Source organism: Microcoleus sp. K1-B1, assembly GCF_036704705.1.
In the GTDB taxonomy this organism is placed as follows: domain Bacteria; phylum Cyanobacteriota; class Cyanobacteriia; order Cyanobacteriales; family Microcoleaceae; genus Microcoleus.
The window spans coordinates 29,591-51,036 of the sequence record NZ_JAUBSH010000013.1 but is presented as its reverse complement, the minus strand read 5'-3'; the positions used below and the strand labels follow the sequence as shown (position 1 = coordinate 51,036).

General features: G+C 44.3%; 24 protein-coding genes and 1 pseudogene. 4 read left to right on the top strand and 21 right to left on the bottom strand.

Translation table 11 applies throughout. From position 1 onward, the window contains the following. Nucleotides 1–35: 35 nt before the first annotated feature. On the bottom strand, nt 36–587 hold the full coding sequence (locus tag QUA83_RS07220) for an acireductone dioxygenase (protein ID WP_333292363.1): 552 nt from the start codon (nt 585–587) through the stop codon (nt 36–38). 225 nt (nt 588–812) lie between these two features. On the opposite strand from QUA83_RS07220, the gene QUA83_RS07215 reads away from it, so the two are divergent. The 3 genes from QUA83_RS07215 to QUA83_RS07205 all read left to right on the top strand — a co-directional run bounded on the left by QUA83_RS07215 (nt 813) and on the right by QUA83_RS07205 (nt 3,309). Then, nucleotides 813–1,778: a M48 family metallopeptidase gene (locus QUA83_RS07215; RefSeq protein WP_333292320.1), complete on the top strand. Its 966-nt coding sequence runs from the start codon at nt 813–815 to the stop codon at nt 1,776–1,778. Nucleotides 1,779–2,089: 311 nt separating this feature from the next. Continuing rightward, nucleotides 2,090–2,515 carry a DUF4359 domain-containing protein gene (locus QUA83_RS07210; protein ID WP_333292319.1) on the top strand — a complete coding sequence of 142 codons (426 nt, stop codon included), beginning with the start codon at nt 2,090–2,092 and terminating at the stop codon, nt 2,513–2,515. A gap of 233 nt (nt 2,516–2,748) precedes the next feature. Continuing rightward, nucleotides 2,749–3,309 (top strand): TerD family protein, encoded by a 561-nt coding sequence (locus QUA83_RS07205; protein WP_333292318.1) that lies wholly within the window; start codon nt 2,749–2,751, stop codon nt 3,307–3,309. Nucleotides 3,310–3,565: 256 nt separating this feature from the next. Here QUA83_RS07205 and QUA83_RS07200 read toward each other — a convergent pair whose 3' ends face one another. The 19 genes and pseudogenes from QUA83_RS07200 to hisH all read right to left on the bottom strand — a co-directional run bounded on the left by QUA83_RS07200 (nt 3,566) and on the right by hisH (nt 19,948). Next, on the bottom strand, nt 3,566–3,769 hold the full coding sequence (locus tag QUA83_RS07200; protein WP_333292317.1) for a hypothetical protein: 204 nt from the start codon (nt 3,767–3,769) through the stop codon (nt 3,566–3,568). Between the two features lie 356 nt (nt 3,770–4,125). Next, complete coding sequence (locus QUA83_RS07195) at nt 4,126–5,403, bottom strand: trypsin-like peptidase domain-containing protein (protein ID WP_333292316.1); 1,278 nt, start codon at nt 5,401–5,403, stop codon at nt 4,126–4,128. A gap of 78 nt (nt 5,404–5,481) precedes the next feature. Further along, a pseudogene (locus QUA83_RS07190) lies at nt 5,482–5,808 on the bottom strand (iron uptake porin); the annotation flags it as partial. 181 nt (nt 5,809–5,989) lie between these two features. Continuing rightward, nucleotides 5,990–6,451 carry an S-layer homology domain-containing protein gene (locus QUA83_RS07185; RefSeq protein ID WP_333292314.1) on the bottom strand — a complete coding sequence of 154 codons (462 nt, stop codon included), beginning with the start codon at nt 6,449–6,451 and terminating at the stop codon, nt 5,990–5,992. A 47-nt stretch (nt 6,452–6,498) separates the two neighbouring features. Continuing rightward, nucleotides 6,499–7,404, bottom strand: coding sequence for a serine protease (locus tag QUA83_RS07180; protein ID WP_333292313.1), 906 nt, complete (start codon nt 7,402–7,404; stop codon nt 6,499–6,501). A gap of 104 nt (nt 7,405–7,508) precedes the next feature. Next, nucleotides 7,509–8,096, bottom strand: coding sequence for a COP23 domain-containing protein (locus tag QUA83_RS07175; protein WP_333292312.1), 588 nt, complete (start codon nt 8,094–8,096; stop codon nt 7,509–7,511). A gap of 92 nt (nt 8,097–8,188) precedes the next feature. After that, nucleotides 8,189–8,614 carry a hypothetical protein gene (locus tag QUA83_RS07170; protein WP_333292311.1) on the bottom strand — a complete coding sequence of 142 codons (426 nt, stop codon included), beginning with the start codon at nt 8,612–8,614 and terminating at the stop codon, nt 8,189–8,191. 33 nt (nt 8,615–8,647) lie between these two features. Further along, a complete protein-coding gene (locus tag QUA83_RS07165) occupies nt 8,648–8,884 on the bottom strand; it encodes a hypothetical protein (RefSeq protein ID WP_333292310.1) in 237 nt (78 codons plus the stop codon). A gap of 508 nt (nt 8,885–9,392) precedes the next feature. Then, nucleotides 9,393–10,301: an AraC family transcriptional regulator gene (locus QUA83_RS07160; RefSeq protein ID WP_333292309.1), complete on the bottom strand. Its 909-nt coding sequence runs from the start codon at nt 10,299–10,301 to the stop codon at nt 9,393–9,395. A 411-nt stretch (nt 10,302–10,712) separates the two neighbouring features. Continuing rightward, entirely contained in the window at nt 10,713–10,955 is a 243-nt protein-coding gene (locus tag QUA83_RS07155; protein ID WP_333292362.1) for a transposase, read from the bottom strand. Between the two features lie 66 nt (nt 10,956–11,021). After that, entirely contained in the window at nt 11,022–12,257 is a 1,236-nt protein-coding gene (gene hpsP, locus QUA83_RS07150) for a hormogonium polysaccharide biosynthesis glycosyltransferase HpsP (protein ID WP_333292308.1), read from the bottom strand. Between the two features lie 47 nt (nt 12,258–12,304). Beyond that, a complete protein-coding gene (locus QUA83_RS07145; protein WP_333292307.1) occupies nt 12,305–12,484 on the bottom strand; it encodes a hypothetical protein in 180 nt (59 codons plus the stop codon). Further along, the gene (locus tag QUA83_RS07140; RefSeq protein WP_333292306.1) at nt 12,481–12,828 is read right to left on the bottom strand and encodes a hypothetical protein; all 348 of its coding nucleotides are present in this window, start codon (nt 12,826–12,828) and stop codon (nt 12,481–12,483) included. Before QUA83_RS07140 ends, QUA83_RS07145 begins: the two co-directional genes overlap by 4 nt. Nucleotides 12,829–12,871: 43 nt before the next feature. Further along, nucleotides 12,872–14,041 (bottom strand): hormogonium polysaccharide biosynthesis glycosyltransferase HpsO, encoded by a 1,170-nt coding sequence (gene hpsO / locus QUA83_RS07135; protein WP_333292305.1) that lies wholly within the window; start codon nt 14,039–14,041, stop codon nt 12,872–12,874. A gap of 31 nt (nt 14,042–14,072) precedes the next feature. Then, the gene (hpsN, locus tag QUA83_RS07130; RefSeq protein ID WP_333292304.1) at nt 14,073–15,047 is read right to left on the bottom strand and encodes a hormogonium polysaccharide biosynthesis glycosyltransferase HpsN; all 975 of its coding nucleotides are present in this window, start codon (nt 15,045–15,047) and stop codon (nt 14,073–14,075) included. Nucleotides 15,048–15,065: 18 nt separating this feature from the next. Continuing rightward, nucleotides 15,066–16,691 carry a glycosyltransferase family 39 protein gene (locus QUA83_RS07125; protein WP_333292303.1) on the bottom strand — a complete coding sequence of 542 codons (1,626 nt, stop codon included), beginning with the start codon at nt 16,689–16,691 and terminating at the stop codon, nt 15,066–15,068. Between the two features lie 205 nt (nt 16,692–16,896). Further along, the gene (glmM, locus tag QUA83_RS07120) at nt 16,897–18,357 is read right to left on the bottom strand and encodes a phosphoglucosamine mutase (RefSeq protein ID WP_333292302.1); all 1,461 of its coding nucleotides are present in this window, start codon (nt 18,355–18,357) and stop codon (nt 16,897–16,899) included. Between the two features lie 256 nt (nt 18,358–18,613). Beyond that, nucleotides 18,614–19,156: a 16S rRNA (guanine(966)-N(2))-methyltransferase RsmD gene (rsmD, locus tag QUA83_RS07115; protein WP_333292301.1), complete on the bottom strand. Its 543-nt coding sequence runs from the start codon at nt 19,154–19,156 to the stop codon at nt 18,614–18,616. Between the two features lie 156 nt (nt 19,157–19,312). Further along, nucleotides 19,313–19,948, bottom strand: a complete 636-nt coding sequence (gene hisH / locus QUA83_RS07110) for an imidazole glycerol phosphate synthase subunit HisH (RefSeq protein ID WP_333292300.1) — start codon at nt 19,946–19,948, stop codon at nt 19,313–19,315. A gap of 154 nt (nt 19,949–20,102) precedes the next feature. On the opposite strand from hisH, the gene QUA83_RS07105 reads away from it, so the two are divergent. Further along, nucleotides 20,103–20,624 carry a pyroglutamyl-peptidase I family protein gene (locus tag QUA83_RS07105; RefSeq protein ID WP_333292299.1) on the top strand — a complete coding sequence of 174 codons (522 nt, stop codon included), beginning with the start codon at nt 20,103–20,105 and terminating at the stop codon, nt 20,622–20,624. 250 nt (nt 20,625–20,874) lie between these two features. On the opposite strand, the gene QUA83_RS07100 is transcribed toward QUA83_RS07105, so the two are convergent. Beyond that, nucleotides 20,875–21,357, bottom strand: coding sequence for a flavin reductase family protein (locus QUA83_RS07100; RefSeq protein WP_333056840.1), 483 nt, complete (start codon nt 21,355–21,357; stop codon nt 20,875–20,877). Nucleotides 21,358–21,446: the final 89 nt, after the last annotated feature.

Sequence of the window (21,446 nt, the reverse complement as noted above, 5' to 3'; positions counted from 1 at the left end):
CAACTGTCAACAGTCAACCGTCAACCGTCAACTGTTCAAACAGCAGCTAAACGCGATCGAATTTCCGTATCGGTATACTCCGGCGTCCAGCCTTCTTGCGTGGTAAAATAGCGCACCGCTTTAATTTTCCGCGCTGCTGTCAAATAAAACCAGTGTTCTGTATTCGCCGGCACGTTGATAAATTCTTCCGGCTGCACTGTGAGTTCGACTTGGCTACCGTCGGGCCGCACGAAGCCAAAAATGCCTTCTCCTGCTACGATGTAGCGCACTTCATCATCGGCGTGGATGTGGCACTTGTTGAATTTGGACAGCAAGGTGTCGAGGTTGGGAATGTCTGGGTGCAGTACGATTAAGTCGCGCGATTGATAGCCTGCGGTTTCCTTGAGTTGTTGAAAGTAGCCGTCGAGGGCTTGCAGCACTTGCTCTTTTTGATTGTCGTCAAGAGCATCTTTAGCTAACAAATTTTGAATTTCAGCGCTGTCACCCACGGGCCAGCGGTTGAGTTGAATGTTTAAGGAAGCGAGTTCTCGGGTAATGTCGCTTTGTTGAGTGTAGGTTGTACCGTTTTCGAGTCGCAGGATAGCCATTTTTGCACGTTCCAATTTTTGGGTGAGGCGATACACAGGCACTGTGAAAGATGTTTGTCGATCGCGCCTGTACCAGAACCACAATTTTAACGCTAATTTGAACAAGCTTTTCGGCCTGTTCCACAACAGTTGAATATTTGTCGCGATAATATTATAAGTCAGGCGCCAGCTAGCACCAGCAGCGATGGCATTACTGATATCTTAAATGTAACTTTTGCAACAACTATGCCTACTTATACTGGAATTTCTAGCGAAGCATTTCAGCATCCCCTCGATCGCCAAGCTGAGGAAGCGTTACGCAGCGTGCCTGGATTTGACTTAATTGCCAGCAAATTTGTAGAATTTGTGTACGAACGACCGCAATTCGTTTACCTAATGGGAAATAGCATTCAAGTCGGGCCCCGCCAATATGCCAGCATTTATCATATATTTCGGGAGTGCGTGCAGGCTTTAGATGTTTTTCCAGAACCGGGTTTGTTTGTTTCTCAGAATCCCTCAGTTAACAGCTATGCCCTGGGGAAAAACCAGCCTTATGTAGTATTAAACACTGGTCTTTTAGACTTGTTGGAAGAGCCAGAAATTAGGGTAGTATTGGCTCACGAGTTGGGACACATTAAATGCGGTCATCCAACTTTAAATCAAATGGCGACGTGGGCGATGAGCGTTGCCTCGACAATTGGCGAGATGACTTTCGGGCTGGGAAATATGGTCGGCAGCGGTTTAATTTACGCTTTTTATGAGTGGCGTCGCAAGGCTGAATTATCGGCAGACCGGGCGGCTTTGTTGGTGACGGATGACTTGAATAGTGTGATGAAGACGATGATGAAACTTGCGGGAGTTAGCAGTAAATATGCTGACCAATGCAGTTTGCAAGAATTTATCCGCCAGTCTGACAACTATCAAGAGCTCGATCGAGACAACCTCAACCAAGTGTATAAGTTTTTACTTTACAACGGCGGCCAGGGCGTGATGCTGAGTCACCCTTTCCCGGTGGAACGCCTGCGGTATTTGCGAGACTGGGCAAGTTCGGAGGAATACCGCCAAATTAAGCTGGGGAACTACAAGCGGGCTGTAGCTGAGGGTGCGGTTGATGTGAAGTCCCAAGCGCCTAACAGTGAGACGGAGGCTTTGCGCCGTCAGATTGAAGAGTTGCAGCGGGAGATCGATCGGCAAAAATCAAAGCGAAACTAAGTTTAAATTCCTCGTCCCCAGGCTCTGCCTGGGGATGCAGATCCAGAGGCTCTGCCTCTTCCAAAGCGAGGATTAGCGAGGCAGAGCCTCTGGATCTCGTTTCCCAGGCACAGCCTAGGAACCAGCTAAATGTTTTGTTGAAGATTTACCGGATTTGAGGGAGGGGGAAACGTAAAATGAAGGTAAACCAGTGAGAGACTTACTCGCAACTGGCCTCCAATCTAAAAACTGTCCCCTCCTTTCGGAAATCTGTTTCTGAGGAGGTGTAGTTTAAATCAAGAGAAGCTTATAAATCAACGGGGCTAAAAAAAATGAATATTGATAACGCAATGAATACTAACAAGCCAACTTCTAATTTTTTCGGCAATGTGGGAAAAGTCGCGATCGTCCTGACTCTTCTGGCCGCCGGCATGGCATTTACAAATCCTGGGAGAGCTCAATACCTAACTTATGCTTCCGGCGTACTCCAAACCGAGTTAGAAAGCACTGTGTGCAAAGATTCTCGCGTTCCGAAAGCTTTGAGCGGCATTACAGATACTTTGATCGGCAGTTGCAAGAATTTGCTGACTTCGCAGCGGGACACGATCGAAAGCTTGCTCGACAATACAACGCAGCGTCAGAATTTAGGTGTGGTCAGTATTTACACAACTCAATTAGGCAAAAAAAGTTATCCAACCGTGGGAGCTTTTGGCAATTTCGTGACCTTGCCACCTAGTTCTGAAAATGCTCAAAAGTAATGTCAAATTAAGTTCCATTTTAGAAACCGGGTTTTGTAGAAAGCTCGGTTTTTTCTTATGCAATTCTCTGTAAGGAAATCTCAATAAATTTGGAGAGCTGCAGCATTGATTTTTAATCAAGCCTGCTATTAACAGCAAAATATTAAGTTTTATTAAAGAGAAAAAGTTATTGTCCCACTTAATATTAACATGAACGCTATAAAGTTTGAGGTTTAACAAATAAGCAGATGGTAATGCAATTAAGTAAGGGTGAGAGATTTAATCTTTCTAAAGAAGCGCCCGGTTTGAAAAAAATCGCGATCGCCCTCGGTTGGCAGGTGACAGAGGCTGGACAAAGCTACGAGATAGATGTCTCTGCTTTTATGCTAGGTGCTGACGGCAAAATACCTAACGATAAATATTTGATCTTTTACAATAATCTGCAATCCTTTGACAGTTCGGTATTGCAATCAATTCCTGAAAAAAACATCGGATATCAAGAAAATAAGACTCTTTACGGCGTTATCTTAGAAAGAGTTAATCCTGAAATTGAGGAAATAACTTTTGTTGTGACTATTCATGAAGCAGATAAAATCAATGCAAATTTTAGCAATATCAAAAATGCTTTTATCAAAATTACCAATTTGGATACGGGAAGCGAACTTGTTCGGTATGAATTAAAAGAGAATTTTTCGCTAGAGACTGCTGTAGAATTTGGTCGTTTGTATAGAAAGAATGGAGAGTGGAGATTTCAGGCGGTAGGAGCAGGATATCAGGCAGGATTGCAGAGTTTTGTTGACAAGTATTGCCGCTAAAATCGTAATAATATTGCTCCCATTACTCACGAGTTGGCAGCGGGAACGACCGATGATTTGCCGTTTCCGGCTGGGGAGTTGGAGGTGGAGTCAGAACCGGAAGCGGAACAGCCTCGTCTGGAGCTTTTGGTAAATTTGTTACCTTGTTACCCAGGGCGTGTTTTCAAACTACAACTCTGGGAGAAGTGAAGTTTTTTTTCGCCATCATAAAGGGGGTAAGTAACCCGAGTTTGGTATTAGCCAACGCTATTTATGCTCAAACCAAGGTAAATGCAGCATCCGTAATAGAACTAGCTGGCATATAAGACAGAATTGTCAGTAATTCTTGATTAGCAGCGATGCGGACGAAGGTATCTCGTGAAGAGATGCCAGTACCTCGAGCAATCGCTAACTGCTCGAACCTCCAACCACCGGATAATTCCATTGCAAAGGAATTAGCCACCCGGACTAAAGAGACCATCGCTATGATAATTTCTGTCTCAATCAAATTTTCCTATCTATATGATAAACAAACCCAAACATCTCATTAATTCTCATTCGCTGTCCTTTCGGTGGATAAAGAGGCTTGGTTAGTGTTTGAGAAGTGGCATAAGCATTAGCCGCTGGGATTAACTCTAGAGCCTGAGATTTAGAAAGTCCCGTATTACTAGCCTGAAAAATATCCGGGATACAACTGCTTTTTCTTCCGTGCTGTCTCACTCGACCCGGATTTTGGTAAAGCTGAATAATATCCTCCAGGCAATTACTATATTCCAAAACATCTAGGAATGTAAATCGAGGTGAAGCAACTGCTACTTGAGAATTCGGAGGAGTTTCTTACCGATCGGAATTTGAAGGGCTAGTGTTTTTAAGGGATTCAATTTCCTGTGCAAGGCCTTGAAGTGTCTTTTGAATAGACTCAAAATCTTTTCTAGAACTCCGACTAGCAGACGATTTTTCCACAAATTTATCCAAGCAGGTGTTTATATCGATCGCAAATTCACCTCTAGTTTGGCTATCAACAGGGCGGAAACTGCCATCCTCATACGCCCGCATACAACCGTATTTATCTACTATAGATAAAATGGCGCTGAAGGATGGGTCATCAGGAGAAACATCAAAAAATCTTAGATATTCCGCTGCGGTAAAAATATCAGCATTCCGATTTCTAACCATGCGGGAAAACTCTGATGGATTAGCAGGAGGACGCTTGAAGGCACTTGTCAATCTATAACGTTCTATCTTTTCTTGTTCTTTGATAAAGTCGTCAATTTTAATCCCTAGGCTACTATCAATACAGCCTTGTCGAGAATTTTTTCCCGCACCGTGAATGCCAATAACTTCTCCTTTGGAATTAAATACAGGTCCACCACTCATCCCCGGAGCCGTCTCAGCAGAATAACATAAACTATAGTTGCCATTGGGATCGGACGGATTAAGAACTTGTTTGAGTTCACCATTTTTTTGCACTCGTTTTCTGTCTTCAGAAGTAGCGTTTTTTGGTAATGGCCAGCCAGATACATAGATGCGTTCGCCTGGTTTACTCGTGCTAGAATCACCGATGACTGCAACTGGATACTCCTTAGAACTATCAAACTGAAGCACAGCTAAGTCGTAGCCATGGTAAACTTTTTTATTGCTATCAAAATTTCCAAACCGATAAATTAAGCCCTCAGTTGTATCGGGTTGCCGTGGATAATTAGGTTTTCTGTTGTTTACTAAATGAACTTCACCCTCGTGAGTGCGAATACCGTACTTGCCACGGGTGGGAACTACGTGAGTATTGGTCAAAACGTAATAAGTGGAATTCCGTCGTGCAATAATTACCCCAGAACCAGGAGCCGCAATAAACACTCTTCCTTCTACAGCTTTGCTATTCTCTATGTTTTGACCGATAAAAACTGTTGCAGCCCTAGCGATAGAGTTAACAGCATCAAACTCTTGCTGATTTGTTGCTTGAGCTACTAAGGTAGAAGTAGGAACTTGTTCTAGGTTAATACTCGCAATAGTTGAGTAGGCATTTGACTTAAAACCCATAGCAGTAATGGCTAAGACCAAGCCAGTAACTATAGCAATAAATTTTAATCCAAAACGCTTCCATTTACTTTGTAACATAGGTTTTCCTTTAAGGATAGTTTTGCAAGTGAAGATATCAACCGACTTCTAATTTTGACAGCAAATATTTAGTTTTTGCTAAATTATTGGTTTACCTGATGCTCTGGAACGCTGAATTAACTCAACTTCTTGTTGAAGTTCATTAATTAAATTTTTAAGGCTTGTCACCTCTGCTTTCGTTACGCCGTTCCTAGATGAAGCACCCAAAATTATATCAGTAACTTTGTCCATGCAGCCATTCATAGTGCTAACTACTTCGTATCGAGTCATATTTCTATTACCGCGAAAAGTCTCATCTGGAAACCCTACCGTACAACCGTATCTCTCTACCAGAGACTGTAACGCTTGGTAATAGTAGTCTGTAGGTTGAACATCTACAAATTGTGTTACAGATGTCATTTGAGCCAAGGTATTAACAGGAGTAATAGCGATAGATCCTAATGCTATTATCAAAGCCGTGAGGCTAGCAACTAAGGCGAGTTTAACTGTTTGCCATTGATTTTTCAGCATAATTTATTTTCCTGTTTGAAAGAGTGCAGTTTTATTTAGAAGAACCTGACCTTGTTAAAGAGATAGCCTACAAATTCTAAATTCTACGTATAGGAGAAGGACTAGACTGTCGAAGTGCTTGGACAGATTTTTGCAGAGATTTCAGCGATTGTTGCAGAGCAGCTAAATCTTCTTGAGTAGCCAAATCACCAGTTTGTCCTCCTCTGTGTGCTTCTAAAGTGTTTGTAAAGCCTTGGAACCATTGAGCGAGTTCACCTCTTGTCATATCTCGATTGCCGCGAAAAGTCTTATCAGGATACGCCATAGGCATTCCATATCTCTCTATGAAACTCTGTAAGGCCTGGAATGCCCAGTCAGTAGGTTGTACGTCTGTCAATTCGCTAGGCGTTCTCACTTTAATTTGCTTGCTGCTGACTTGCTCTGTATTAGTTTCCGCTGCGGTGGCAGGTGTTCTAAAAGTAGTAGCAGTAATTACCAGTATTAAGGTGATTACAGCTATTAATCCTAAGACTAACGCTTTCAATTTATTCTTAAACATTTGTCCTCCTTGAAGTATCTTTTTGGTAAATTTTATTAAACTTTGGGTCACTTAGTTGGTGTAATCCCTGGTCTTTCAACCTCATAAGTAGGCGGTACTCCTAAGTTATTTCTAATTGGTGAGACTGGTAGTTGACCCATTCTTTGCTGGAAGGAGTAAATTGGAATTGCCCAACTCAAACCAGACATTTGCTCGTACAGTTCTGGGGATGGCATTGTACCATCCGCCAATCTGAATGCACTAATGCCTTGTATTGTTTGCTTACCACGGCCGTGAATGCCAATCAATCGCCCCTGTCGATCTAATACAGCACCACCACTCATTCCGCCTTTAGTAGCGTTGGTGTAGCCTAGTTTATACCCCCTATGTAAAGAGCGGTCTAATAACAGCATTGATATGTTTCCAGTTGTTAACTGAAAGGCTTTTATCCCCCAGTCATAGGTAACTTCTAACGCATTGGCATCCCGTTCTTGATAATTAGGAAATCCTGAAATATAAACGGGTTCTCCTATAGAAATATCCTCGAAATTTCCCAAAATCGCAACTCGATAAGGAGTTTGACTTTCAAACCGGACTAAAGCTAAATCAATTCCTTGCAGTGCTGGTATTCGCTGGCGGAAGGCTAAATGAGTTTGACCGTCAGGCGTTAGAACTCTATAGCTTCCATTTCCACTCGCATTAGCCACATGAGCGCAAGTTAAAACCGTGTAAGTTTGTCCCTGACGGTCGAGAATCACCCCTGAGCCGGCTCCGGGGTTGGTGAAAATTCTCACTGTTACCTGTCTGGCAACAGAGGCAACAGAAGGCTCTACTTGGGGATAATTTTGAGATACATTATCGGAGCGATCTTTTGATAAAGGTGTGCTGGCAAAAGCTAGCAAATTGGTCAATATAATGACCCCACAAACCGCGCTGCCGATAGCAAGCACTTGAGTAGGAGGTTGAGGCTTCACGGTAAACGTTAACTCAGAGTCTATTTGGTGTACCAGAATTGGTAAACCAAAGAATTCAAATAGCTGTTCCCTGGTTTACCAAAAAGAAAGTGAAAAACCCCCCTCTAGATTCCACGACCGCCACCGGAAGGGCGTTTGTTGGAAGGGCGGTTCCTGGCGGCAGCTAGCTCTTTCTCAACGAACTGTCCAAACCTTACGACCGTCCGTGCTGTAGTCTCTGACCCTGCAACTCCGGCTTCAAAAGGATTGGCGCGACGGTTAACGAGGTTAGCGAGGAACTTACCTGGATCTTTCCCTGGTGAGATGGTGACTAATACGTTACTGTCATCGCAACCCGATTGCTCGTCGTTTACCCAACAAACTACACCCAAACCATTAACCGAGCCAGTAGTTAGCAAAACATCCGAAAAACTACCGCCTACATTAGCTACTACAGTATTCAAGCGCCCAGTGACTTCATTACAACGGCGCTGGGGCGTAAAACCGCTGCCTGCCATTGCCTGACTGTTCCATGTAATCAGAGGCTCTGTTTTTGCACCCTCCGGGGTGACAGCAATAGTGGCATAACCACTACCTGCCTTAATACACTCGAAGGTTGTCTCGGCAAAGGCTGGCTTACTGCTCAAGGCGATCGCACCAGAAAGCGTGATACCAGCAATAGATAAGTTTCGCAGAAAAGCTTTCTTAGACATGAGTTCTTACTCCTATGGATAGTTGTGTAATTTAACGATTAGTGGTGAAATGCACTCTTACTTCGATTAAATATCCCTTAAGAAAGGTTTTTTTAGCGTGCGTTTTGGCAAGCCTGAACGGCAGCAGCTTCACTGATTTGTGTTCTGACTGTGACGGTTTTACAGTTCACATCATTCTCAACACAAATCCAGCCGGAAAATGGTTTCTGTACCTCTGTTCGATACAGCAAATTCTCCATACACTGCTGAATCGCCTGTGGCGACCCTCCAACCGGATTAGTCAAGGTTGTACCTCCCCCTCCCGGAATGATGATCAGCGGTGTGTTCTGATTTGGATTACTGACAGGAGCCACTGGATTGCCACCCACCGCATTACGGCACTGGTTGACCGCTTCTTCTTCACTTAGTACCGAAACCCTGATCGAACTCGCCCAGCAGACATTCTTGGGATTAAAGAAGTTTCGATGATCAGTCCAGCATTGAGTTCCGGTGCTCCTCTCAGCAGAGAACGCATCCATCGGGTAAGTGTATTCTGTCTTACCATCCTTTCGCTATCGAGGTGCACCTTGGTAAGTGCTAAATCGCTTATTCTCTACACATCTTTCCATCGCCAAGCCACCACTGGAACACAGGTCAGCAGCTTTATCAGGCGAAACGCCTTGGCGGACAAACTCATTAAGACATTCTCGAATAGAACTCTGCGCGATCGTGCCTGGGCTTATTAGCAGTGGTGATAGCATCATAGCGAGCGCGCCTGCCATCGTCAATGCTTGATGATTTATAATCATGGCTCTACAAATAATGGAAAGTTGTCTTAGCGTGCCTTTTGACAAGCCTGAACGGCAGCAGCTTCACTGATTCGTGTTCTGACTCTGACGGTTCTACAGTTCACATCATTCTGAACACAAATCCACTCTGAAATCAGATGCACTGAATTGAGGTGAATTTATACGGAAGTTCCCCCCCATGCTCGCGATCGTTTCGGTTCAAAAAAATACGGGGTAAGACTTTCCTGTAGGAGAAAATCTTTTACATAACTACAAGTTTTGGAAACTTTTATGTAGTCGGCTTTTTACTTAATCTTACTATCTCACAAGAGGTAGTAGACAAAGATTAAATAAATCTTAAAGATATGACTGCAGATGTTTAACGATCAAATCGCCCCAACCTATATCCCAAAAGAGATATAACCAACGGACGCCCCCCTAATCGGGAAAGTTCCGTTTATACAAGACGACTTTAATCATCTTTGCCACTTCAAGTCGAACACTTCCTTGCGAATTGAACATATTCTTGCTACATCATGCGAAACTGCTTGGGTGAAATGCCTGTGTATCTGCGAAAATGCTTAGCAAAATGGCTGGGATTGGCAAAACCACACGCGATCGCAATGTCATTCACTGTGCCTTCTTCCTGTTTCAGTAATTGCTTAGATCGCTCTACTCGCTGCTGAATTAAGTACGCATGAGGAGTCGTTCCAGTTGATTGCTTAAATAATCGACAGAAATGGTACTGGCTAATCTGCAATTCATCTGCAAGGGTGGCTAATGATAGGTTCTCACTTAGATGAACGTTCATATACTCAAGAGCTTGCTTCAGTTTGTACTTAGGTAAGCCACCTTCATACTCTGGTAGAATGTGCTTGCGGATTGAGTAGTTTCTCAACAAATGTGCGGCCATAGCTGTTGCCATTGACTCCGCATAGAAGCAACTATTTGTTGCATCAGTTTCTAATACCGTTTTCAGAGCTAAGACAATTTGACAGACTAACGGATCGGGCGTTGATAGCGTCGGCTTCAGTTCAATTTGCTCTGGATTTGCAGACTCGTAAGCAGCATGAGCTAGAAATGTAGGATCGAGATAGCAGTGAGTCGCTTCCCCTGCCTGACTCGACCTCACTTTGAGCAGCACATGAGCAGGAAGGATTTCAATATGCCCCTTTTCCTGTTGGTCATGTTGAAATCGATAACGCTTTCCATCAACTACCATCTCTACTTCCGTTGGCTGCTTCCACGATGGTAGCGAAATGAGGTGCTGAAGACCTGTTGTTTCAGGGAAGTCAATTGCAGGCAGTTGATAATGTGCAAGATGGATATTTTTCCATCCCGCTTGTTGACTGGAGTGAATTACTGGACGCGGAGCAAACGTTAAGGTTGAATCTTGTTGAGAGTAATCCATCTCTAAAGGTCTCTCTGCTGACATCATAAATTTGCTCTCCAAATTTGTACGAATAATGGTTCTTTAAATAGCGACCAAAGTGGTCTAACTACTAACCCACTATTATCTCGAATGATTCACTTTTATCCCCTCAATCCGCCTACGCTGCCCCTTGGGGGTGCGGAATGTGGGCTTTAGAGGCGCCATCTCTCTTAAAAAGCCCCTCTATCTGTGATTACGCAAGTCCAAACTCACAGCCCAATTGCCCTACGCATCCACCTCCTCTAACCCATCCTCCAGCAGCATCCGCACTCTGGTCCACTTTCTTGCGCCCCGTCTTTGCTGCCAACATCGGCAGTTTACGATGCTCTCCCGACGGACATGTCCACAGTAAACCTGACCGTGGCTTCTTTGTCCGGTGCTTGCAGTTTGTTCATAAGACTAGGGCGTGTTTTCAAACTATAACCACAACAGAATGCAGGCGATCGTAATCATGGCTGTATAATTTGCAGCCAGCTTCTCATATCGGGTTGCGATCCGACGAAATTGCTTGAGTCGGTTGATCGCACGTTCAACAATGTTGCGTTGACGGTAAATTTCACGGCTAAAAGGGCCTCTACGGGGCTGATTTGACTGTCGTGGGATAGTAAAGCAGCAGCACAAGAACTCGGAGCAGGAGAAGAAGTAAAAGATAAACCCCAGTCACATTAGTCAATATAGCAACCGCCAAGACGGTTAGGACGTTGTTAATGGCTGAAACGATTGATTTTATTGCTTTTTCCTTCTTCCTTCTGCTATAGATGACAAAATCTGCTGGTAAGCATCGATGGTTTGCTGGGCGATCGCCTCCCAGTTATAATGCTTTTCGGAATACTCTTTGCCGTTCAATCCCCGCCGTTGGCGCTCCTGTGGATTCAGAAGTGCTGATTTGATTGAATTGGCGATCGCCCCTACTTCCAAAGGCCCCACCCAACCAGCCTCTGCTTGCTGTATGTCCTCCGCAATATGTATGCGATCGGAAATGGCGACAGGTACACCGGCGGCCATCGCTTCTGCTACAGCAATGCCAAAGTTTTCGTAATAAGAAGGCAATACAAATAAGTCGGCTTTTGTCAACAGTTCAACTTTTAAATCACCGCTCACAAAGCCAGTTATTGTTGTGTATTTTGCTAAGCTTGAATTCTGAATTTTTACTTTAATTTGTGTTTCATAATCAGCATCTTGGGGATTTGAACCAGCTAAAATAAAGTGAAACTCTATCCCGGATACCAAAAGACTTTCTAATGCTGGAATTAACAAATCAAGCCCTTTTTTAGGTTCAATTCGCGACATAAATAAGATGATTGGCACTTCAGATTCCCGCAATCTCTTAGGAAACAAACCTGCTGTCACCCCCAATGGAATCACCAAATCCCGTGGCACAGGCATCTTGCCTGTGAAGTCCAAATCCTGTGGCACAGGCATCTTGCCTGTGCTACCCAAACCAAATCTTTCTGAGATTTTAGCCTCTTCTTTACTTGTGAAATGAATTGCCGCAGCACCTGCTAAATTAGGGCGTTCTAAAACTGCTGCATAAATCTGTTTCAAGCGCTTTTTTTTCTGCAAATCGGCGGGGTCAAGCATACCGCAGGGACGCATAATATATGGCAACTTGTGATATCTAGCAATTGTGGCGGCAAAGGTAGTTACTGGTGAGAAAAGAGCGTGAATGTGAGCCAGGTCAAATTGTTGTGCATTTTTATTCAACCACTGCAATAACGAGAGAGAAAACTTATATCTACGAAACGGAGAACACCGAAAATAAATAATTTGATAACCGTTTTGTTGTATTGGTTGATTTAAGGGGACATCTAAGGGAAGTTGACCGATATCTCCGTTAGAATCTGTGGTGATAATTGTGACATCAATACATCGGGAAGCGAGGGCCGCAGAAAGTCCGAGTACCATTTGACTTGGCCCGCCGTATACCAAGGAAATTGAGGGGATAATTTGGAGAATCCGCATCGGGGATAGTTATTTAAATCTACATACCAACATCTCCCATTACAAATTTAATTATCTGCAAAAGTCTGCCCGTCTAGCTGTTCCGCTTCCTCTCTCTTTGTTGCTGTCATTTGGGTATTGTGAGCCATTGTCTTAGAAAATTCATACATTTCACTGGCTTTTGCTTCCGCAGCTTTCACAATTTCAAGTATTTCCAGGAGTTGGCTTTCATCTGGTAATTGTTTCATGGCAATGCTTCTAATCTCTCAACTACTTTGTCTATCATGATTTTCGATTCGGGAGCCATCTTTAGCAAGGCTGCTAAATAATCTCCTGCTTTTTGAACATCTTCATCGGGCACACCAGCCATCAATACATTGCCCACAATATGCTCTGCTTGTAAGCGAACACCTGCTACGCAGAATTGAAAATTGCTGATCGAAGAAAAGTATTGCATCAGTATTTCATTTTGCGGAAAAAGAGACATGGCTCTTCTAAGTGCAAAAAGTCCCAACGTTGCTTGGCGCTCGCTATCGTCTAGTACCTGGTAGAGCTCGTCAACCAAAGAGCGTATGTCGGAAGGAATAGACATTTACCAAAGTTTTTATTTAACACTTGCATTATACTGCCAAAAGTTACAACAATTCTTTGTAGAATTCCAACAACTGCTCAGCTAAGGCTTTATTGGTATAATTGCTCATCGCTCTATGATAACCCCGATCGCCCAAATCGGCCGCCAACTCCTGCCGCTCCATTAATTTCTGCAAACACTCTCGCAAAACCCCTGCATTTCCTTCTGGGAATAATAACCCCGCATCGCCGATGACGTGGGGAATTTCGCCGCAGTCGGAACCGATAACCGGAATGTGACAGGCCATCGCTTCGATTAAAACGTGACCGAATTGTTCTTTCCAGCCCACAGTGGTCAAAGTTTTGAATTTATAGCTGGTTTGCGAAGGCAATACCAAACAGTTCATTAAGTTAATGTAAGGGGGAATCTCTTCGTGAGAAACGCTTTCTACCCAGATAATGCGGTCGCTTATTCCCCATTCAATACATTTTTCGGCGAGGTGAGATCGCAATTTTCCTTGTCCTACTAACAGCCACTTCCAAGAGCTTTTTTTCAACCCTGCCAAAGCTTCAGCTAAAGTCAACAAACCTTTTTCTTCAACAAATCGCCCTACAAATCCTACCACAAAATCGGTCTGTTTAATGCCGAACTTGCGCGATAAATCAGCGTCTTTACCCGTGCGACGAAATAAAGTTTCATCTACTCCGAGTTGTGGCATTACTTTTACCGCACCTTGATAGCCCCGCTGCCGCAAAATTTTAGCTCCATCTAGGTTTCCTGCAATAATTCCGTCAGTGTGCTGAAGATTGTAATTTTCTAAGAGTGAAACCGGCCAATTCAATTGATAAGGCAGATTCCACCAAGTAAATAATATATTTTTTGCTTGCAGTTTTAGCAGTTTATTTAGTAATATTAACTGAGCGCAAGCAATAGATTTTGAACCTTGTTCAACTTGGATTATCTGGGGTCTAAACTTTTGCAAAACTTTAATTAAATCTATACCAAAAGTTAGCAATCCTTGATTGTTTTGACTAAAGTTGGAGACAGGAATTACTTGAAATGAACCCTCTTGATCAAATTGCGTTTCTATAATTTTATTTTGTACGCCTCCGGGTTTCCAACGCTGCGGTACTACAACTGTTACTTCTATATCGGGTTCTAGGTTGGCTAATATCTTGAATTTTTCCCGATTAATGTCCACAATATAGGTGTGGCTGGCAACGAGAATTCTCATTTAGGGGGAAGGGAGAATAGGGAATAGGTAATTATTGAGCGTTAATCTTGTCTTGATGGCTATAACTTTGTCCATCATTCCACAGAGATTGAATTAGTGTATTTATAGCACTGAGAAAACCCAGGATATAAAAAGCAAATCTAGTTAGTATTTTAATGGGCGAGGCGCTTTTATAGCAAGGCGGATTTCCCAAAACGTGGCAGTCAAATAGTTTGGCAAAAAATCGTAGGCATTGAAAGGCTGTTAAATTTTTCAATCCCATGAGGAAATGGTTATGATAAAATGTGACTTGATACTTGATCGATCGCGTGCTGACATCGTGACATCCGCCGCTCTCTTCCCCCAAGTGAACTAAACACGCATTAGGATCGTACCAAATTTTCAGGCCAGTCGATCGCAATCTCAAACAAAAATCCGACTCCTCCCGCACCGCACTTCCTGCAAACCGCTCGTCAAACCTCAGCCCGCATTCGGCAAAAACCTGTCGGCGAAATGACATATTACAGCCTCTAGCCGAGAGTACCTGCTGCGGTTTGACTGTATGTACCAAATCGATAAAATACCAGGCAATGCCCGCATCCATCGCTTCTGAGGGCAAATATTCGATCGCCAAATCGCCTCCAGAATTATCCAGTTTCATTCTGTCAAAAACCCTGCCCGCCACACATCCCACATCGGGTTTTTCTAAATAGTTGTCAGCGTGAGCAGCCAAAAAACCATCTGGCAATTGTACATCATCATCAATAAACAAAATAATCTCTCCCACTGCGCGCCGCACTGCATAATTTCGAGCAGCCGGCAAACTCGCCCAATTTACCCGAAACCACCGAATTTGGCCAGCATTTGCCAATTGCTCTAAATAAACTTGAGTTTCCGATTCATGGGTGCGAGTTTGATCAATTACCAGCACTTCAAAATTCGGGTAATTTTGCCGAATCGCATCAGCCAATGTCTCTCGCAGAGGTTGCTCGCGGTTGTAGGTGGGTATCACAACAGAAATCATCATTTGCACTTGCCACTTTGCTTATTTCTCTACACGCCAAAGCCAGCCATCACCCGGTTTGTAAATGGGTGTGATTTTATATTTTTGCACTTTTTCTAATTCAAATTGCAATGCTTCTGTAGCTCGGTATAGAAATACATCGCTAAAACCATCAGGAATTTTAACTTGATCTGGTTTAACTGCCAGCAAAAGCTGTACTTGCGGCTTCAGCAGATAGCTGACAGACAGTATTTTCCCTGTGATGTTGTTGCCTCCGTGAGTTATTACTAAAGATTTTTTCGCTTGATTGACAATCGCGGCTACTTGCGGGTTATATTTAGTGCTAGAAGGATACTTGTTCCACCAAAGTTGCGACTGTGAGCTGACGGCACAAGAAACTATTCCACTCGATATTAGCGCTATTAAACCGAGCTGCCACAGCTTTTGTTGTCGGGGATTGGTGGCGGATTCAATTTTAGCAGTGAATAGATAGGCAACAGCTAGCTGGATTCCTAAAATATAGGGAACCATATAGCGATCGGCAACGCCTCGCACTGCTATCAATACTATCGCTGTAATTCCTATCCCTGTCAAGACAAACAGCCAAACTCGTTTGGGGGTTGAGCGGCAGAGCGAGTATAGTGAATGTGCGATCGCTAACAGCAATACGCCTACTACAATCACTCTGATTAAATCTGTAGTCATATTGCTAGAACCAACTTTGATAATTCCGCCGGCCCAATGCGTGTCAAGAAACATTCGGCAGGTGATGAGAATCAAAGGTTGAATTGAAGACATCCACGGCATGGAAAAGCGGGGAAAGCCTACTGTTGACTCAATTTTTTCCGAATTATAAAGTAATATCCAAATCCAAGGCGCAAAAATAATTATTGCTGCCGCTGAAGCTAGTAAATAAGCAATTAATGTTTTGCTAAAACGCCAATTTTCTGTGATAATTACATAGATGCCGTGGGCGAATACTACTAAAAAAAATAATAAACTAGAATAGAGTCCGAAAGTAAGGGCGATCGCATAAATAGACCAAACAGCCTTACTCAATTTAGATGTGGCGGGATAATTTTGTAGGGCAATCGCCCGCAGCAGAATTGCATTCGACAGCAACACGAGGACTGCAAACATCATGTAGGGTCTTGCTTCTTGCGCGTACAAGACGTGAAAGGGTGAAACAGCGACGATTGTAACAGCCACCCATCCCACAGACGCAGAGCGAAATAATTCCCCGCACAACCAATAAATGCTGGGAAAAACTAACAAACTAATCAAAGCTGAAAGACTTCTGACAGTCGCCACTTGCGGGCCGAACAACTGCACCCAAAACCGGGCTAAAATAAAATACAACGGCGATAGTTGGGGTTCTTCTGTAGCTAAACCTTTAACAGTATCCCACCAAGTTTTTTCGGAATTTATCTGTTGGTATTTCCGCTGCAAATCTGCGACGCTAATTGTTTTGCCTTGAAAATCTTGCTGCACTATTTCCGTCCAAGTGTAGCCAGAAATTCGCAGCGAGGTGATAGATTCGTCGAACGAGTAGACTTTGCGATCCAGATTAGTAAAGCGAAACCATATCCCCGTTATTAATATGACGACTATTAAAAAATTTAACGAAATTCGATGCAGCCGCCCATTTTGAATTGAGTTGGTGTTCATACAATCAGAAATGGGGAAATGAAGAAAGAAGGATTTAGTTATTGAGGACAGACCAAGGAAATAAGAAAGAGGGAATAAAGAATGAGAAATTGGTTTCAATAGCCCCTATATTTATCTAGAGGCTTCTTCCTTCTTCTTCCTTCTTCCTTCTTCCTTCTTCCTTCTCCCTTCTTCCTCCTTCCTTCAGATTAATTCCCCATTTCCATCAGATAGCTATGTGTTGCTGAACGGCTAAAACTAAATTTTCAGTCCAGAAATTAGCCAATTCGGCGCTGGCAGCTTCCACCATAACTCGAATTAGCGGTTCAGTGCCAGAAGCGCGAACCAAAACTCGTCCCTGTTCGCCCATTGCTGTTGTAGCACGATCGATCGCACTTTGCATTGCCTCGCACTCCTGCCATTTCAGGCGTTTTTCGCGATCGTCCACCCGAATATTTCGCAACAACTGCGGATAAGTTTGGAAACTGCCACTTACCAATTGTGCCAAAGATTCCCCGGACTGGCGCACCAGCGAAGCCAAATGCAAAGCTGTCAGCAAACCGTCGCCACTGACACCGTAATGCGGACAAAGAATGTGTCCCGATTGTTCGCCGCCCAACATCGCACCAGTGCGCTGCATTTCAGCGTGAACGTACTGATCTCCCACGTTCGTTCTAGTTAGTTTGCCCCCCAATTCTTCCCAAGCTCGCTCGAAGCCGAGGTTAGCCATTACAGTAGAAATAATTAAATTGGATGGTAACTGTTCCGAGTCGCGCAACTGCCGGCCCCACAGATAAAGAATGTAATCGCCGTCAATCGTTCGACCTTGGTTGTCAACACACAAAACTCGATCGGCATCGCCGTCAAAAGCAAATCCCAAATCAGCATTGTGTTCCAAAACAGCCGCTTGCAAACTGTCGAGATGAGTAGAACCGCAGTTAACATTAATGCGAGATCCATCAGGAGAGTCGTGCAAACAGATCACATCCGCCCCCATTTGCGCGAACACCGCCGGCGCCAAACCCGCAGCGGCCCCCCAAGCCAAATCCAAAACTATCCGCATTCCCTCCAAATTCATCTGTTGCAGCGAATCACAGAGCGAAGTGGCATAATCTTTAACCAACTCAGAGCGATGGTAGTGGTGTCCCCAACCTAAGCTAGCAATTGGAACCTTTGCCCCCCGGATTCCCGCTTCGATTTGTTCCTGCAACTGCTGCGACAGCTTGAAGCCGTTTGAACCGAAAAATTTAATGCCGTTGTCTTCTGGGGGATTGTGAGAAGCCGAAATCATCACTCCGCCGACCGACTCCGAAACGCTTGCCAGATAAGCAACGCAGGGAGTGGGACACAATCCCAAATTCCACACTTCCAAACCGGCGGCCGTCAAACCCGCTGACAGTGCCATTGCCAGCATATCGCTGGAATTCCTGCTGTCTTGCCCCAAAATCACAGGCCCCTGGTTGGGGGAATGTTGCCGTAGAACTTGTCCAGCCCAGAAGCCCACTTGCAAGGCTAGGGGTGCATTCAGCAATTCTCCTACTTTCCCGCGAATGCCGTCTGTGCCGAAGAGTTTGGTATTGGGCAGGGGGAGGCTATCTCCCAACAAAATCGTATCGCGTTTGACTGGCTGTACCGAGTTAGCAGCCGGAAACTCGCTGCCACGAGGGCGCGAAGGTGTCTGAACCATATTCACTCCTTTAGGAATATTCACACTCACACTTTGGGTTCATGTTACAACTGAAAGTCTTTATTTTCAGCCTAAACTTCATTTATTTCGTCAATTGCTGAGGCAACTTGCTCTGACAACCTACGCACAAAGCTTAACTTCATCGGAAAAATTTGTATTGTATCCAAGGGAAAAACTTTTAGTCCCGGGCGCGCCAACGCCATGAAACCCGGTTTCTTTCTGCGTCGAGGAGTGAGGCTGCTGCTGTTTGAGCCTCTCAGCCACTGCGGGTATAGAAGGTTAATGCTGTATTGCCGTATATTTTATGGCGGCAAATTTCTAGGCCGGAAATCGGTTGTGTCGATCGCTCCGGGCTATGTTCGATCGCGATTTCGCCGTTTGGTGCTAGCATTTCTTGGCTGGCGATCGTGTTTAACACAGGTTCGTACAAGTCGCTGGCGTAGGGCGGATCGAAGTAAATGCGATCGAACTGCTGCCCCGCTAGTGCCACCAATTTCGCCGTCGCGTTTCCCCGCAGTATTTGGAATGTTTGGGACGAGTCTGCTACTTGCTCCCAGTTTTCGCGGATAATCGCACAAGCTTTCGCCGACTGTTCGATGCCAGTGACACTCGCGGCTTGCCTACACAAAGCTTCTGCACCCATCGAACCGCTGCCGGTACAAATGTCAAGCCATCTGCAATCTGCGATCGTCCCTTGCCAAATATTAAATAAAGCTTCTCTGACTCGCGAAGGTGTAGGGCGAGTTGCGAGTCCCGGCAGGGTTTTGATTTGGCGATTGCCACAGATTCTCAGACTCATACAATTTTAGATTTTAGATTTTAGATTTTAGATTGGGGATGACTGACTAAATATAAATTTGGTGCAGACTTACAGTTGCATTCTTTATTGAAAATGGTATCATTTAAAACTATAAACACCCGGTTTTTACCATAAACCGGGTTTGGCACAAATCGCCTAAGCGGGTACTTTTTCCCTCACCAGACTGACAAAATTTGACAGCATTTGCAATCCCGTACTCGAAGACTTTTCCGGGTGAAATTGCACGGCCATCAAATTGTCTTTAGCTATAGCCGCCGTCACGTTTTGACTGCCGTGAGTCACAATTGCCGATCGCACTTCCAACTCCACCGGATCGACATAATAAGAATGCACGAAATAAACCCAAGGATCGGACGGTAAATTTTGCCACAGCGGCAAATCCGGCTGAGTAAATTGCAATTGATTCCATCCCATGTGGGGAATTGTCAACCCCGGTTCCGAGCGAAATCGGCGCACTTTTCCGGCAATAACGCCCAATCCCGGTTCTACGCCTTCTTCGGAACTTTCAAACAGAATTTGCAAACCCAAACAAATGCCTAAAAAAGGTTTTCCAGAGGCGATCGCCCTTTTTATCGGTTCTATCAAATTGCGCGATCGTAAATTCTGCATTGCCGGGTCAAACGAACCTACTCCCGGCAAAACCACCGCATCAGCCTGCTCGATTATAGCAGGAGAATCTGTAATTTTTGGCACTGCACCCACATTTTCCAAGCCTTTACAGACTGAGTGCAGATTGCCCATGTCATAGTCCACTACTGCAATGACAGACATTGACTTACTTGCCTTATATTATCAATATCAGTATTATTGCATACAATTAGTCATTAGTCATTAGTCATTAGTCAACAGTTAACAGTTAACAGTCAACAGTCAACAGTCAACAGTTAACAGTCAACAGTCAACCGTTAACAATCCCCCATCATTTATGACACCCAAAATCCTGCTAACCTCATTTGATACTTGGCTTCCCCATCAGAAATCCAACTCTTCGGACGACTTATTAGCCAAGATTTCCCAAATCAAATCTTTGCCTGATTCCCTGACTTTTTTGAGGAAACTGCCAGTAGATTTCCAGCTAGCACCTAATTTAGCGATCGCCCAAATCAACCAGCTCCAACCCGACACTATTATCTGCTGCGGCATGGCCGAAAGTAGGCAAAAATTAACCGTAGAATCTTGCGCTTGCTGCGGTAGCGACATTCGGAAAACAGCAGTTAATCTCGAACCGCTAGTCGCTGATTTAGCTGCAACAGAAATCAGTCACGAAGCCGGAAAATTTGTTTGCGAAGCCCTGTATTATGCGGTTTTAAAACATATTTGTGATTCTCAAATAGCCGCTAAATGTATTTTCGTCCACGTACCAATTTTAACTCCAGACAACGCTGACAAAATTGTCGCCGATTTTTTATTTGTTATGCGTCGCCTAACTCTCGCAGCTAATAAATAAGTCGTTTTAATCTGAGATATTTCACCATTTTTATGAACAGGCAAGATGCCTGTTCCACAAAGTGAATTTTCTTGTGGGGAGTAGGTGTTGGGCATGAGATCCCGCCCATAAAAAACTTATTGACAATGGTGCAACATCTCAGTCTAATTCAACGTAAAAATTTGTTTAGTATTCAGAAACCCGGACTTTTAAAGAAACCGGGTTTCTCAGTGTTAGTTTTTTTTACTAACAACTGCCACCTGCCAAGTGTTTAGCCGCCGTAATTCCAACCCGTGCTTTCTAGCAGCAACGGATTGCCTTCTCGGTGGACGCCGGCTGCCAAAACTTCTCCCACATAAACCGTGTGATCCCCGTGTTCCACGGCACCGACAACTTTGCACTCGATGTAACCCAGAGAATCCGAGATAATCGGACAACCAGTTTCCGCGCCGGGATAAAATTCTACATCCTCAAATTTATTGCCAACGCGGCGCTGCTGCTTGAAGAATTTCTGGGCTAACTCTTTTTGCCCTGCTTCTAGGAAACTCAAAGCAAAGACACCGCTGGCTTTGATCATGGCGTGGGATTTGGAGTCTTGCTTGACGCAGTTGACAACTAAGGGAGGGGTAAAGGAAGATTGCATCACCCAGCTAGCGGTGAAACCGTTGACTTCCTCCCCGTCTTTGACACCGCAGATGTACAATCCGTGAGGGATTTTCCGCAAGATGGTCTTTTTAGCTTGTTCGTCTAGCACGGGCTTACCTGTTCGATCGATAATTCTACACCGCTCAGTTTACCAATGTCGGGCCCACAAACCCACCTGTCTTAAGGGCTATTCGCTAA

Bases quoted from the DNA above. Each gene is read 5' to 3' on its own strand.
- QUA83_RS07220 (WP_333292363.1), bottom strand. From the start codon at position 587: ATGGCTATCCTGCGACTCGAAAACGGTACAACCTACACTCAACAAAGC.
- QUA83_RS07215 (WP_333292320.1), top strand. From the start codon at position 813: ATGCCTACTTATACTGGAATTTCTAGCGAAGCATTTCAGCATCCCCTC.
- QUA83_RS07210 (WP_333292319.1), top strand. From the start codon at position 2,090: ATGAATATTGATAACGCAATGAATACTAACAAGCCAACTTCTAATTTT.
- QUA83_RS07205 (WP_333292318.1), top strand. From the start codon at position 2,749: ATGCAATTAAGTAAGGGTGAGAGATTTAATCTTTCTAAAGAAGCGCCC.
- QUA83_RS07200 (WP_333292317.1), bottom strand. From the start codon at position 3,769: ATGGTCTCTTTAGTCCGGGTGGCTAATTCCTTTGCAATGGAATTATCC.
- QUA83_RS07195 (WP_333292316.1), bottom strand. From the start codon at position 5,403: ATGTTACAAAGTAAATGGAAGCGTTTTGGATTAAAATTTATTGCTATA.
- QUA83_RS07185 (WP_333292314.1), bottom strand. From the start codon at position 6,451: ATGTTTAAGAATAAATTGAAAGCGTTAGTCTTAGGATTAATAGCTGTA.
- QUA83_RS07175 (WP_333292312.1), bottom strand. From the start codon at position 8,096: ATGTCTAAGAAAGCTTTTCTGCGAAACTTATCTATTGCTGGTATCACG.
- QUA83_RS07170 (WP_333292311.1), bottom strand. From the start codon at position 8,614: ATGGATGCGTTCTCTGCTGAGAGGAGCACCGGAACTCAATGCTGGACT.
- QUA83_RS07165 (WP_333292310.1), bottom strand. From the start codon at position 8,884: ATGATTATAAATCATCAAGCATTGACGATGGCAGGCGCGCTCGCTATG.
- QUA83_RS07160 (WP_333292309.1), bottom strand. From the start codon at position 10,301: ATGATGTCAGCAGAGAGACCTTTAGAGATGGATTACTCTCAACAAGAT.
- hpsP (WP_333292308.1), bottom strand. From the start codon at position 12,257: ATGCGGATTCTCCAAATTATCCCCTCAATTTCCTTGGTATACGGCGGG.
- QUA83_RS07145 (WP_333292307.1), bottom strand. From the start codon at position 12,484: ATGAAACAATTACCAGATGAAAGCCAACTCCTGGAAATACTTGAAATT.
- QUA83_RS07140 (WP_333292306.1), bottom strand. From the start codon at position 12,828: ATGTCTATTCCTTCCGACATACGCTCTTTGGTTGACGAGCTCTACCAG.
- hpsO (WP_333292305.1), bottom strand. From the start codon at position 14,041: ATGAGAATTCTCGTTGCCAGCCACACCTATATTGTGGACATTAATCGG.
- hpsN (WP_333292304.1), bottom strand. From the start codon at position 15,047: ATGATGATTTCTGTTGTGATACCCACCTACAACCGCGAGCAACCTCTG.
- QUA83_RS07125 (WP_333292303.1), bottom strand. From the start codon at position 16,691: ATGAACACCAACTCAATTCAAAATGGGCGGCTGCATCGAATTTCGTTA.
- glmM (WP_333292302.1), bottom strand. From the start codon at position 18,357: ATGGTTCAGACACCTTCGCGCCCTCGTGGCAGCGAGTTTCCGGCTGCT.
- rsmD (WP_333292301.1), bottom strand. From the start codon at position 19,156: ATGAGTCTGAGAATCTGTGGCAATCGCCAAATCAAAACCCTGCCGGGA.
- hisH (WP_333292300.1), bottom strand. From the start codon at position 19,948: ATGTCTGTCATTGCAGTAGTGGACTATGACATGGGCAATCTGCACTCA.
- QUA83_RS07105 (WP_333292299.1), top strand. From the start codon at position 20,103: ATGACACCCAAAATCCTGCTAACCTCATTTGATACTTGGCTTCCCCAT.